The organism is Bradyrhizobium stylosanthis, assembly GCF_001641335.1.
GTDB classification, from domain to species: Bacteria; Pseudomonadota; Alphaproteobacteria; order Rhizobiales; family Xanthobacteraceae; genus Bradyrhizobium; species Bradyrhizobium stylosanthis.
This window is the reverse complement of the sequence record NZ_LVEM01000001.1, coordinates 1,063,273-1,076,107: the sequence shown is the minus strand read 5'-3', so window position 1 is coordinate 1,076,107 and position 12,835 is coordinate 1,063,273. Positions and strand designations below refer to the sequence as shown.

The 12,835-nt window shown below is 65.5% G+C and carries 11 protein-coding genes; 7 read left to right on the top strand and 4 right to left on the bottom strand.

The window, feature by feature from the left end; translation table 11 throughout:
- Window positions 1–3: 3 nt before the first annotated feature.
- From A7X65_RS05330 to A7X65_RS05315, 4 genes are all read right to left on the bottom strand, one after another.
- Window positions 4–2,280 (bottom strand): ComEC/Rec2 family competence protein, encoded by a 2,277-nt coding sequence (locus A7X65_RS05330; RefSeq protein ID WP_063683245.1) that lies wholly within the window; start codon window positions 2,278–2,280, stop codon window positions 4–6.
- 98 nt (window positions 2,281–2,378) lie between these two features.
- Window positions 2,379–2,612, bottom strand: a complete 234-nt coding sequence (locus tag A7X65_RS05325) for a DUF2171 domain-containing protein (protein ID WP_015685840.1) — start codon at window positions 2,610–2,612, stop codon at window positions 2,379–2,381.
- Between the two features lie 88 nt (window positions 2,613–2,700).
- Window positions 2,701–3,087: a nuclear transport factor 2 family protein gene (locus A7X65_RS05320; RefSeq protein WP_063683244.1), complete on the bottom strand. Its 387-nt coding sequence runs from the start codon at window positions 3,085–3,087 to the stop codon at window positions 2,701–2,703.
- A gap of 25 nt (window positions 3,088–3,112) precedes the next feature.
- On the bottom strand, window positions 3,113–4,789 hold the full coding sequence (locus A7X65_RS05315) for a glutamine--tRNA ligase/YqeY domain fusion protein (protein ID WP_063683243.1): 1,677 nt from the start codon (window positions 4,787–4,789) through the stop codon (window positions 3,113–3,115).
- A gap of 156 nt (window positions 4,790–4,945) precedes the next feature.
- On the opposite strand from A7X65_RS05315, the gene gltX reads away from it, so the two are divergent.
- The 7 genes from gltX (at window position 4,946) to A7X65_RS05280 (ending at window position 12,830) form a co-directional block, all read left to right on the top strand.
- Window positions 4,946–6,373, top strand: a complete 1,428-nt coding sequence (gene gltX / locus A7X65_RS05310) for a glutamate--tRNA ligase (protein WP_063683242.1) — start codon at window positions 4,946–4,948, stop codon at window positions 6,371–6,373.
- Between the two features lie 156 nt (window positions 6,374–6,529).
- Entirely contained in the window at window positions 6,530–7,834 is a 1,305-nt protein-coding gene (gene gltA / locus A7X65_RS05305) for a citrate synthase (RefSeq protein WP_063683241.1), read from the top strand.
- A 174-nt stretch (window positions 7,835–8,008) separates the two neighbouring features.
- Complete coding sequence (locus tag A7X65_RS05300; RefSeq protein WP_063683240.1) at window positions 8,009–8,413, top strand: GFA family protein; 405 nt, start codon at window positions 8,009–8,011, stop codon at window positions 8,411–8,413.
- Between the two features lie 121 nt (window positions 8,414–8,534).
- Window positions 8,535–9,713, top strand: coding sequence for an ROK family transcriptional regulator (locus A7X65_RS05295; RefSeq protein WP_208608604.1), 1,179 nt, complete (start codon window positions 8,535–8,537; stop codon window positions 9,711–9,713).
- 60 nt (window positions 9,714–9,773) lie between these two features.
- Window positions 9,774–11,060 carry an ABC transporter substrate-binding protein gene (locus tag A7X65_RS05290; protein ID WP_063683239.1) on the top strand — a complete coding sequence of 429 codons (1,287 nt, stop codon included), beginning with the start codon at window positions 9,774–9,776 and terminating at the stop codon, window positions 11,058–11,060.
- On the top strand, window positions 11,057–11,980 hold the full coding sequence (locus A7X65_RS05285; protein WP_063683238.1) for a carbohydrate ABC transporter permease: 924 nt from the start codon (window positions 11,057–11,059) through the stop codon (window positions 11,978–11,980). The genes A7X65_RS05290 and A7X65_RS05285 overlap by 4 nt, the downstream gene beginning before the upstream one ends.
- On the top strand, window positions 11,973–12,830 hold the full coding sequence (locus A7X65_RS05280; RefSeq protein ID WP_063683237.1) for a carbohydrate ABC transporter permease: 858 nt from the start codon (window positions 11,973–11,975) through the stop codon (window positions 12,828–12,830). The genes A7X65_RS05285 and A7X65_RS05280 overlap by 8 nt, the downstream gene beginning before the upstream one ends.
- Window positions 12,831–12,835 lie beyond the last annotated feature (5 nt).

The following is a 12,835-nucleotide window of genomic DNA, read 5'->3' as shown; positions in this document are numbered from 1 at the left end:
CGTTCAATCATCGGCCTGCAAGTCGGCCTCGGACGGCGTCGCATCCCTGTTCCGCGGGACCGGCGGCGCAAGGCTCGCGCCGAAATCTGCTTCGCCTGCGGCTGCCGGCGCCCATGGGCGATCAGCGCCTCGCGCCTTCACCGCCTGGACCGCAAAGCCATCGCCCCGCCGGGTCAGCGCCAGCCCGCCCTGCGCGGCAAGACGCTGGCGATCCACCACCATCGCCGCGCAATCCGGCGGCGCCGGCCGCGCCGTCACCACCAGCGCAGCGCGGCTGCAATCGTCCGCCAGTGCGTCGATGCGCAAGGCCAGCGCGACGAGGCGCCCGTCGGCGAGCGGCGTCACGCAGCCGGCCTCGTCGCACGACACGCCGTCCGCGAGCGCGGGGCTGCCGGCATCGCGCGGATCGGCGTCAGCCGCCAGCCACTCCTTCAGGAGGAAGTTGTCCTTCCCCGCCCGGATCATGTGGAAGTGCCCGTCCCTGCCCCGCACCGCGACGCTCTGGCCGTCTCCGGCGATCAGGATATCCGGCGGCCGCGCCGTCAGGCCCCAGAGGACCGCTGCCAGCAGGACCAGCCCGCCCGACCAGCGCAAGGGCGTGCGCAGCAGCCCCATCACGATGATCCCGAGACTCGCGGCGATCAGCGGCGCGATGCCGAACGCCGGGATGCGTCCGATCGCGCCAGGCAGCGATGCCACCCAGCGCGAGACCATGACCATCCAGTCGATGCCGATCCCCATCAGCCACCAGAATACGCCGTCGAGCCCGAAGGGCGCAGCGAGCAGGCCCAGCAGCCCCGCCGGCATCACCAGGGCTGAGACCACCGGCATCGCGCCGAGATTGGCGAGCACGCCGTATGGCGTGACGCGGTGGAAGTGGAAGGCTGCATAGGGCGTGGTCGCGAGCCCCGCGATCAGCGAGGCCAGGAACAGCATCGCGATCTCGCGGCCGCCCCACATCGCGATGCGCGCGGTCGCGGAATGGTCGGGCGAAGCGAACAGGTTCGGCATGCCGATCTGCACCAGCGCCACCAGCCCCAGCGTCGCCGCGAACGACATCTGGAAGCTCGGATGCACCAGCGCCTCCGGCGCGACCGCGAGCACGATCAGCGCGGCCACCGCCAGCGTGCGGAAGGTGATGGCGCGGCGGTCGACCATGACGGCGATCAGCACCACCGCCGTCATGAAGAACGAGCGCTGCGTCGCGACCTCCGCACCCGACAGCAGCAGATAGAATGCCGCAGCGGCCAGCGCCGCGGCCGCCGACCATTTCTTGATGGGATGGCCGACCGCCAGTCCCGGGATCAGGGCGAGCAGCGCGCGCACCGCGAAGAACACGACGCCGGCGACGACGGCCATGTGATAGCCGGAGATCGAGAGCACGTGGCCGAGCCCCGAGATGAACATCGCATCGTTGACGGGCGCGGTGATGGCATCGCGGCGGCCGGTGAGCAGCGCGGTCGCGATCGCGCGGTTGTCGCCTTCGAGCGTTGAACGGATGCGCGCATCGATCGCATCGCGCAGGCCCTGCATGAAGGCGGCGTAGCGCAGCCGCAAGCCGCCGGCATCCGGCGGCACCGAAGCCGTGATCGCGCCCATCACGAAGCCGGAGGCGCCGATCCCTTGGAAGAACATGTCGCGCGAGAAATCGTAGCTGCCGGGACGCACCGGCGAGATCGGCGGCAGCAGCCGCGCCTTGAGCTGCACGAAGCTGCCGACCTCGGGGGCGGTGCCCTTGCGTACCGACAGGCGCACGCGCTCGAGCTTGACGTCGCTGCGCTGGGCCTCCATCGCGCTGACGCGCAGCACGAAACGGTCGGTGCGCTCGCGGATGTCGCGCGTCTCGACGAAGCCCGACAGCGACACGGAATAGAGCGGTTTTGCCAGAACGGTGTGCGCAATGCGCGCCGTCTTCCACGTCGCCATCGCAAAGCCGGCCGCGACCGCCGCGATCAGAAGCGCAGATGCGAACAGCCGGCTCCGCCGCAGCAGGACCGCCCCCAGCATGAGCGCGATCGCCGTTGCGGCCACGACCCACAACACCGGCTCATGGTCGGCCGCAAAGTAAAGCGCGATGCCGGCGCCGAACGCGACGGGTACCCAGGGCAACAGCCGCCCGGCGCCAGCCTCGGCGCTGGCCCATGCGCGGAGCGTCTCGACGATCCCAGGCCAGAGGCCGGAGCCCACTGGCGCAAAGCCGCCGGCCGAGGCGGACCGGCCCGTCGGCCAAGTCCCCGCGATCCCTTGCGAGACACGCTGCGGCCGGCCCGGCTCCGCCATTCCCTTGGCAACCCCTGCGATACGCGACAGGCGCAGAGGCTACCGGAACGTGCAGGCGGGCGAATAGCGGTACGGATCAGGAACGAACGGGATGCGACCTACTTTTCCTCCTCCATGGTCACGGCGACATCCGCCTTGGCCGACAGGCGGACCTTGTTGCCCTCGACACCGGCGACGAGCCCCTTGTCGATGAAATGATGGTGGCCCTTATGGCTGCCCTCGCCGCTGTCCTTCTTGGTCAGCTTGATGCGATTGCCCTCGACCTTGTCGACGGTGCCGACATGGACGCCGTCGGCGCCGATGACTTCCATATGCTCTGCGATGTTCTGCATGGCGGGATCCTTGTTGGAATCCGCCTCAACGCGCGTGACGTGTCTTCGTTGCTATCGCGAGATGACGATGCCGTGTGCGGCTGTTCCGTCAGATCAGCGGCGCCTTCGCCGAGGCGTGGTGGTTGACGATCTTCCAGTCGCCGTCCTCGCGGATGATGACCCAGCTCATCTTGACGACGAGATCGGGGCGCTCGCCGGCGAGGTCGAACGAGATGGTCGCGCCCATGTTGATCAGGTCGGGGCCGGCCTGCGCTGCGTTCACCTCGGAAAACACCGCGCTCGGCTTGCGCCAGCGCGGCAGGCCGTTGAAGTAGTCGGCAACCCCATCCCGGCCCCGGTAAAGCTTCGGATTGGAGCCGAAGAAGAACGCGTTCTTCGCATAGAGCTGCGACAGCGCTGCGGCGTCGAGCGTCGCGAAGCCGGCGCACCATTTCGCGATGATGGCGGAAACGATGGCGTCGGCTTCACTGCTCATAGGCCCTGCCCCTTGTCAGCGCTTGTCAGCCCTTGGCGACTTCCTTCGCGAACGTATCGCGCAGGCCGATGGTGCGCGAGAACACCGGCTTGCCCGGCGTCGAGTCCTTGTCGCGCACGAAATAGCCCTGGCGCTCGAACTGCATCGGCTCGGTCGCATTGCTCTCGGCCACCGATGCCTCGATGCGCGCGTCCGACAGGATCTCCAGCGAGTTCGGGTTGAGATCGGCCGCAAAGTTGGAGGCGTCCGGGCTCGGGTTGGCGAACAGCTGGTTGTAGATGCGGATCTCCGCGGGCTTGGACGTCGCCGCCGGCAGCCAGTGCATGGTCGCCTTGACCTTGCGGCCGTCGGGCGCGTTGCCGCCCTTGGTCGCGGGATCGTATGTGCAGCGCAGCTCCACCACCTCGCCCTTGTCGTTCTTGATCACGCCGGTGCACTTGACGAAATAGGCATAGCGCAGCCGCACCTCGTTGCCGGGCGACAGGCGGAAGAACTTCTTGGGCGGGTTCTCCATGAAGTCGTCCTGCTCGATATAGAGCTCGCGGCCGAAGGTGATCTTGCGGGTACCGGCGCTGGGATCGTCCGGATGGTTGATCGCCTCCAGTTCCTCGGTCTGCCCTTCCGGATAGTTCTCGATCACGACCTTGAGCGGCCGCAGCACGCCCATGCGGCGCTGCGACGTGCGGTTCAGCTCCTCGCGGATGCAGAATTCGAGCATGCCGACGTCGACCACGCTGTTGGCCTTGGCGACGCCGATGCGCTTGACGAATTCGCGCAGGGCCGCCGGCGGCACGCCGCGGCGGCGCATCCCCGCCACGGTCGGCATGCGCGGATCATCCCAGCCCGCGACATGGCCGTCGCGGACGAGCTGGGTCAGCACGCGCTTGGACAAGAGCGTGTAGGTCAGGTTGAGCCGCGCCATCTCGTACTGATGCGGCTGTGACGGCACCGGCAGCTTCTCGATGAACCAGTCGTAGAGCGGCCGGTGGTCCTCGAACTCCAGCGTGCAGATCGAATGCGTGATGCCTTCGATCGCGTCCGACTGGCCGTGCGCATAGTCGTAGCTCGGATAGATGCTCCACTTGGTCCCGGTGCGCGGATGGTGCGCATGCAGGATGCGATAGAGCACGGGATCGCGCAGGTTGATGTTGCCCGAGGACATGTCGATCTTGGCGCGCAGCACGCGTGCGCCGTTCGGGAATTCACCAGCCTTCATGCGGCGGAACAGGTCGAGGTTCTCATCCACCGAGCGGTCGCGGAACGGCGAGTTCTTGCCGGGCTCGGTCAGCGTGCCGCGCGCAAGGCGGATCTCCTCCTGGGACTGGTCGTCGACATAGGCGAGCCCGTCGCGGATCAGCTTCTCCGCCCATTCGTACAGGCGGTCGAAATAATCGGAGGCGAAGAACAGGTTCTTGCCCCAGTCGAAGCCGAGCCAGCGCACGTCGGCCTGGATGGAATCGATGTATTCCTGCTCTTCCTTGACCGGATTGGTGTCATCGAAGCGCAGATGGCAGCGGCCCGGAAACTCCTGGGCGATGCCGAAATTGAGGGCGATCGACTTGGCGTGACCGATATGCAGGTAGCCGTTCGGCTCCGGCGGGAACCGGGTCACGATCTCCTTGTACTTGCCCTGATCGAGGTCGGCCTGGATGATGTCACGAATGAAATCGCGCCCAACCTCAGCTGCCACCGGTTCTGTCATTACGAAAATCCTGTAGGGAAATCAGCGGTTCTTCTGCCAAATTCGCGTGCCCACGCCAAGGCCTTAAGCGAGCTCACAAGCCGTCCGCCGTCGGGCTTTAGTTATGCTCCGGTCCTGCTATACACCACCGCCTCCAATGCATAGGCCCTGCCAAGAATGACCGATTCCGTCGTCACCCGCTTTGCCCCCTCGCCGACCGGCTTCCTCCATATCGGGGGCGCCCGCACGGCGTTGTTCAATTGGCTCTATGCCAAGAAGCATGGCGGCAAGATGCTGCTCCGGATCGAGGACACCGACCGGGAGCGCTCCACGGAGGCCGCGATCGGCGCCATCCTGGACGGGCTGAAATGGCTGGAGCTGGGCTGGGACGGCGAGGTCATCTACCAGTTCAGCCGCGCCGCCCGCCACCGCGAGGTCGCCGAGCAGCTGCTCGCCGACGGCAAGGCCTATCGCTGCTACGCCACCGCCGACGAGCTTACCGCGATGCGCGAGAAGGCGCGCGCGGAAGGCCGCACCCGCCTCTATGACGGCATGTGGCGCGACCGCGACCCGGCGACGGCGCCTTCCGACGTCAAGCCGACCATCCGCCTGCGGGCGCCGCAGACCGGTGAGACCGTGATCGAGGACCAGGTCCAGGGCCGCGTGGTCTGGCAGAACGAGAACCTCGACGACCTCGTGCTTTTGCGCGGCGATGGCAACCCGACCTACATGCTCGCGGTGGTCGTGGACGACCACGACATGGGCGTCACCCATGTGATCCGCGGCGACGACCATCTGATCAACGCCGCCCGCCAGAAGCAGATCTACGATGCGATGGGCTGGGCGCTGCCGAGCATGTCGCACATCCCCCTCATCCACGGCCCGGACGGCTCGAAACTGTCCAAGCGGCATGGCGCGCTCGGCGTCGATGCCTACCGCGCCATGGGCTACCTGCCGGCCGCGCTCCGCAACTATCTCGTCCGCCTCGGCTGGAGCCACGGCGACCAGGAGATCTTCTCGACCGAGGAGATGATCGCGGCATTCGACCTCGCCAGCGTCGGCCGCGCCGCCGCCCGCTTCGACTTCGCCAAGCTGGAAAACCTCAACGGCCACTACATCCGCCACGCCGACGATCAATCACTCGTGAAGATGTTCGAGGACGTGCTCGAGCACGTCGTGCCGAGCCGCGACGATGTTAAGGCGAAGTTAAACGACACCACGCGGGCGCAGCTTCTCAAAGCCATGCCGGCCCTGAAGGAGCGCGCCAAGACGCTGATCGAGCTGATCGACGGCGCCTATTTCATCTTCGCCGACCGGCCATTGCAGCTCGATCCCAAGGCGGCCGCCCTGCTGACGGGCGAGAACCGCAAGCTGATCGGTCAGCTTCATTCCGCGCTGGAGAAAGTCGAGACCTGGAGTGCCGCTACGGCTGAGGCTGCGCTGCGTACTTTTGCCGAGGAAAATAGTCTCAAGCTCGGCGCGGTCGCCCAGCCCTTGCGGGCGGCGCTGACCGGACGGACCACGTCGCCTGGTATATTTGAGGTTTTGGACGTGCTGGGACGCCAGGAAAGCTTGGGGCGGCTTAAGGATCAGTCTACGACGTAAGTAGGCCATGAGCAGACCATGGCTGCCATGATCTTGCAGCGCACACAGCAATAATATACCCATCTCCCCGTACATTCTGGAACATCCGGCCTGCCCCCATAATCTCCCAAGGGGCCTCCGGCTCCGGCCCGTTTCACCACACATCGGGGACCTCTGATGGACGCAAAACCAGCCAACAAGACCGCCACGCTGACGGTCGGAAACAAGAACTACGATCTCCCGATTCACAGCGGCAGCGTCGGGCCGGATGTCATCGATATCGGCAAGCTCTACGGCCAGTCCGGCCTGTTCACCTACGATCCGGGCTTCACCTCGACCGCGAGCTGCCAGTCCAAGATCACCTACATCGACGGTGACGCGGGCGTGCTGGAATACCGCGGCTATCCGATCGAGCAGCTCGCCGAGAACGGCGACTTCCTGGAGACCTGCTATCTCCTGCTCTACGGGAACCTGCCGACCGCCGCGCAGAAGAAGGATTTCGACGACCGCGTGATCCATCACACGATGGTGCACGAGCAGATGGCCCGCTTCTTCCAGGGCTTCCGCCGCGACGCTCACCCGATGGCCGTCATGGTGGCTTCGGTCGGCGCGCTCGCCGCGTTCTATCACGACTCGACCGACATCAACGATCCGAAGCAGCGCATGATCGCTTCCATGCGCATGATCGCGAAGATCCCGACCCTGGCCGCGATGGCCTACAAGTACACGGTCGGCCAGCCCTTCGTGTATCCGAAGAACTCGCTGTCCTTCGCCGAGAACTTCCTCAACATGTGCTTCGCCGTGCCGTGCGAGGAGTACAAGATCAACCCGGTGCTCGCTGACGCGCTGGACAAGATCTTCATCCTGCACGCCGACCACGAGCAGAACGCGTCGACCTCGACGGTGCGTATCGCCGGCTCCTCCGGCGCCAACCCGTTCGCCTGCATCGCCGCCGGCATCGCCTGCCTCTGGGGCCCGGCGCATGGCGGCGCCAACGAAGCCGCGCTCGCGATGCTCGCCGAGATCGGCACCGTGGACAAGATCCCCGAGTTCATTGCCAAGGTGAAGGACAAGAACTCCGAAGTCCGCCTGATGGGCTTCGGTCATCGCGTCTACAAGAACTACGATCCGCGCGCCAAGATCATGCAGAAGATGTGTCACGCCGTTCTCAAGGAGACCGGCCATGGCGACGATCCGATGCTGAAGGTGGCGCTCGAGCTCGAGAAGATCGCGCTCAGCGACCAGTACTTCATCGACCGCAAGCTGTACCCGAACGTCGACTTCTATTCGGGCATCACGCTGAAGGCGATGGGCTTCCCGGTCTCGATGTTCACCGTGCTGTTCGCTGTCGCCCGCACCGTCGGCTGGATCAGCCAGTGGAGCGAGATGATCGAGGATCCGCAGCAGAAGATCGGCCGTCCGCGCCAGCTCTACACCGGCGTCACCCGCCGCGACTACGTCGCGATGAAGGACCGCAAGTAAGATCGGACTTTAGGGTCTGACGAAACGGCGCCATCGCAAGATGGCGCCGTTTTTGTTTGCGCGATGACCTTGTAGGATGGGTAGAGCGAAGCGAAACCCATCAACTTCCGTTACCCAGGCCGACCTTGATGGGTTTCGCTTCGCTCTACCCATCCTACGGATCTGGAGAACCTCATGCTCACCGGAAGCTGCCTTTGCGGAGGCGTCGCCTATGAGGTCGACGCATCCCCGAGCATGATCGTGCACTGCCATTGCCAGACCTGCCGCAAGACGCACGGCTCGGCATTCTCCACCGTCACCAACGTCCCGCGCGACCGCTTCCGCTGGACCAAGGGCGAAGAGTTGCTGCGCGGTTTCGAATCCTCGCCCGGCAAGACGCGCTACTTCTGCTCGCAATGTGGATCGCACATCGTCGCCGCGCGCGATGGCAAGGACACGGTGCTGTTGCGGATGGGCTGTCTTGATACGCAGATCGCGGAGCGTCCCGAGCTGCACATCTGGCGATCCGATGCAGCCGACTGGTACGACCCGAAGGTCGAATTGGCGGAATGGGCGGAAGGCTGGCCGCCAAAATCCTGATCTGATCGCATCCCGCTCGTGCTGCCGCGCACAACAACAAGTCGGCGCATTGCGCCGGCGATCGCTTGACAGCCGAAATGCTCCGCGCGCATTCTTACAGTAAGTAAGAATGACGACAGGGATGGAAATGCCGGAGCAGCCGAGAAGTCGGCGGCAGACACGCGCCGCCATTTTGACTCATCTGCTTCAGTCGGGCGGCTCGTTTCGCCCGCCGCTGGCCAAGGCCGTTCGCCTGTCGGAAGCCAGCCTGTCGCGCATCCTGTTCGACCTGAAGGCCGAAGGCCTGATCGAGGAAGTACGGCGCCCTGCCCCTTACGTCGGCGGCCCGACCGGCCTCGTGTCACTTGATGGTTCGGTGGCCCTCGCGGCTCTCGAGCTGAACAGTCAGTGGCTCACCCTGGGCGTCGGCAGCCTGTCGGGCGAAATGCATTACACCGAGCGTTTGCCGCTGCCGAAGAAGCCAGCCATGGAGACTGTCGGCCGCCTGTTCCGCGAAGCGCTGGGCCTGCTGCGCGACTGGACGCGCCGGCGCCGCATCACGCTTGCGCAGATCGGCATCACCATTCCCGGCCTCGGCCGGTTGAGCGAATTCGGCAACCCGATCATCCCCTGCGACGTCGAACAGATCGGCGACATGGTCGCCGAGCTGTTTGCCGACGTCCCGGTCGCCTTCACCAATTCGGTGGTCGCGCATGCCACCTTTCATCGCTGCCGGACCGAGGACTACCCGTTCAGCGACGCGCACCTGTTCGTGTTTGTCGGCCAGGGCGTCGCGGGGACGTGGATGGGCGATCCGATCGAGGAGGACGCGCTGCAACCGGTCGAGCTCGGGCACATGGTGTTCGGAACCGGGGGGCCGCGTTGCCGCTGCGGCCATCACGGCTGCGTCGAAGCCTATACGTCGCTGCCGGCACTGGCCGAGCTGCTCCGGGTCGGCGAAGCGGAGCTGCTCCAGCTCGGGAGCGAATGGGTGACAACGATCCCGCTGACCTCGCGGATGCGCCAGGAATTGCATCAGCGGCTGTTCAGGCTCGGTCTGGCCATCGGCAACACGCTGAACGTCAAGCCGTGTCGCGGCGTTGTCGTCAGCGGCTGGCCATCGCTGCTCTCCGAAGCGGATCGGAAAGCGGTGATCGACGGGATCGACGCCTGCCTGCTGGGCGGCCGGACCCTGGCGCAGGTGTCCCTCGCCTTCGTGCCGCCCTCGACCGGCAACGATCCCCAGGCCGCACTCGCCTTCGCCGCCTTTTGTCTTGCCAGCCGCGGCGGCATGCCCGCGGCATCCACGGAGGCCGCCTGACATGCCCTGAGCCTGCGGCTTCAACGCGCCAATGAGAAGTTCACACCGGGAGGAACTGCCATGCCGATCACAACAACAAGGCGTCGTCTGCTTGCTGGATCTGCCGCCGCGCTTGCGCTGCCGGCCTTTGCCCGCGCCCAAGGCGCGGTCAAGCCGCGCCTGACCGCCATCTCGCAATGGTCCGCAGGCAGCGACGGAGCGGCCATCACGGCGCTCGGCAAGAAATTCGAGGAGAAAGGCGGGGTCTGGCAGCACTCGCCCGTCCCCGGATTCACCACCGAGATGATGAACAAGCTGCGTGCCCAGATCATCGCCGGCGATCCGCCGGCCTGCTCGCAGCTCAAGGGCCCCGAGATCGCGGCCTGGTCGAAGATCGCGCCGACCGTCGATCTCGACGCTCTCGTCGCGGCCGCCGGCTATGAGAAGGTCGTCGCGCCGGACCTTGCCAAGCTGCACAGGCCGGCGGGCAAATGGATTGCGCTGCCCTTGCAGATCTACAGCACCAACATGCTGTTTCTCTCCAAGCGCGCCATGGACAAGGCCAAGGCCGACAAGGTCCCCGTCACCTGGGCCGAGTTCAACGATCTCGCCGAGAAGATGAAATCGGGCGGCGTGGCCTATCCCATCGCCAACGGCGGCACCCGCCCCGATGACGGACAGAAGTTCGAGGCCGCCTTGGCGGGCATCAGTCCCGCCGTCTACCGCACGGCCATCATGAATCTCGACGAGAAGGCGCTGAAGGCCCCCGAGATCAAGGCCGCCTTCGCGCAGGTCCGCAAGATCGCCGACTGGATGGACCCCAATGTCGGCGCCCAGCATTTCTCGACCAATTTGAAGCGCTTCGTCGACGGCGACATGGGCATGATGATCATGGGCGGTTGGGCCCAGGGCGTGCTGCGCAACGCCGGCTTCAAATTCGAAGACTTCATGATCGCTCCCGGCCCGAGCGACAATGGCAAGCCGGTCTTCCTGCTGAACGCCGATGCCTTCATCTTCTGGCAGCGTAAGGAGGCGGACCTCCAGGCCGGCCAGACGCTGATGGCCCAGCTCGTGATGGATCCGGCGATCCAGACCATGTACTCGCAGATCACGGGATCGATCCCCGTGCGTACCGACGTCGATCTCTCCGGCGAAGGCTGGTCGGACGGTCAACGGCGGACCGCAGCAGCTTTGAAAGACGCGATCGCCAGCAATCAGGCCGTCCTCAGCCTTGCCCACAACATGGCGCAGGAAAACGGCATGACGGCAGCCATGATCGACGTGATCACGGAGTATGTGAAGAACAAGACCATCAAGCCGGAGCAGGCGGCGACACGCCTCGCCGAGGCCGTCGAGAGCGCACGTTGACGATCGCCGTCTCGACGAGAGCGGGCCGGCCGGCGGGGTCTGAGATGATCCGCCGGCTGCCCGAAATCCTGACGATCTGGGTGCCGCTGCTGTTGTCCGCCGCGCATCTCATTGCGTTCACGCTGTGGACGATCTGGATCTCGTTCACGCCCTCCACGTTGGTCCCCGTGACGGGCTGGGTGGGCCTGCGCAACTATTCCTCGGTCGCGGCATCGCGGAACTGGCAGATCGCCTTCGACAATCTGCTGCTGTTCGGCAGTGCCTTCGTGCTGCTCAGTCTGGCGACCGGCCTGATCCTGGCGATCCTGCTCGACCAGCGCATTCGCGGCGAGAATGTGCTGCGCTCGATCTTCCTCTATCCCCTGGCGGTGTCGTTCGTCGTCACCGGCACGGTCTGGAGCTGGCTGCTCAATCCCGGCCTCGGGATCCAGAAGCTGGTTCATGACCTCGGCTGGACCTCCTTCCGTTTCGACTGGCTGATCGACCGCGACATGGCGATCTGGACCATCGTCATCGCCGCGATCTGGCAATCCTCGGGCTTTGCCATGGCGCTCTTCCTTGCGGGCCTTCGGTCCGTCGATGCCGATTTGATCAAGGCCGCGCAGATCGACGGCGCGGGGCCGGTCCGGATGTACCGGCGCGTCATCCTGCCGACGCTATGGCCGATCACCATCACCGTCATCGTCATCCAGCTGCAGTTCGCGATCTCGACCTTCGACCTCGTCCGCGCGCTCACCAATGGTGGGCCTGGAATCGCGACGCAACTGCCGGCGCTCGTCGTCTACGACCTGATGTTCCAGCGTAGCCTGCTCGGGCGAGGCGCGGCGGCGGCGGTCCTCATGTTGCTCATTCTTCTTGCGGTGCTGCTGCCCTATGCGGCGTGGCGCTATCTCCAGCGGCGACGGGCGATCCATGCGTGACCGCAGCTTCGCATCCAGCCGGATCCTGATCTATCTCATCGTGTCGCTGGTCGCGGCCGCATGGCTCGCGCCATTGGCCGTCGTCGTGCTGAATTCGCTCCGCACCAACGAGGAGATCGCGCAGGGCTCGATGATCGGCTGGCCGCAGCATCTGGCCTGGAGCAATTATGCCGCGGCCTGGAGCGGCTTCTGCGTCGCCGAGACCTGCGCCGGCATCCGGCCGTACATGCTGAACTCGGCGCTCGTGACCATTCCGGCCACGATCTTCTCCACCCTGCTCGGCGCGGTCGCCGGTTACGCGATCTCGCTCTGGCGCTTTCGCGGCGACAGCTGGATCTACGGCATCGTCACGCTCGGCATCTTCCTGCCGCAGCAGATGCGTTTGCTGCCCTGGACCATCGTGCTGCGCGATACCGGCCTGATGAACACGCTGACGGGCCTGGTCCTGATCCACACGATCCAGGGCCTCTCCTTCACCGTCCTGTTCTGCCGCAACTACTACGTGGCCATCCCGCAGGAATTGATCAGGGCGGCACGCATCGACGGCGCCGGGTTCTTTCGCATCTTCTGGCGCATCATCCTGCCGCTCTCGCCGCCGATCCTGGTCGTCACCGTGATCTGGCAGTTCACCCATATCTGGAATGAGTTCCTCTATGGTGTGACGTTCACGACCGGTCAGCAGCAGCCGGTCACCGCCGCGCTGATCGCGCTCTCCGCGGCCGTCGCCGATATCCCGCAGCATGGCGTGCAGAGCGCCGCGGTGATGATCGCCGCCCTGCCGACGCTGCTGATCTACCTGATCGGCGGCAAGTACTTCGTACGCGGCCTGACCGCGGGGGCCGTGAAATGATGGAG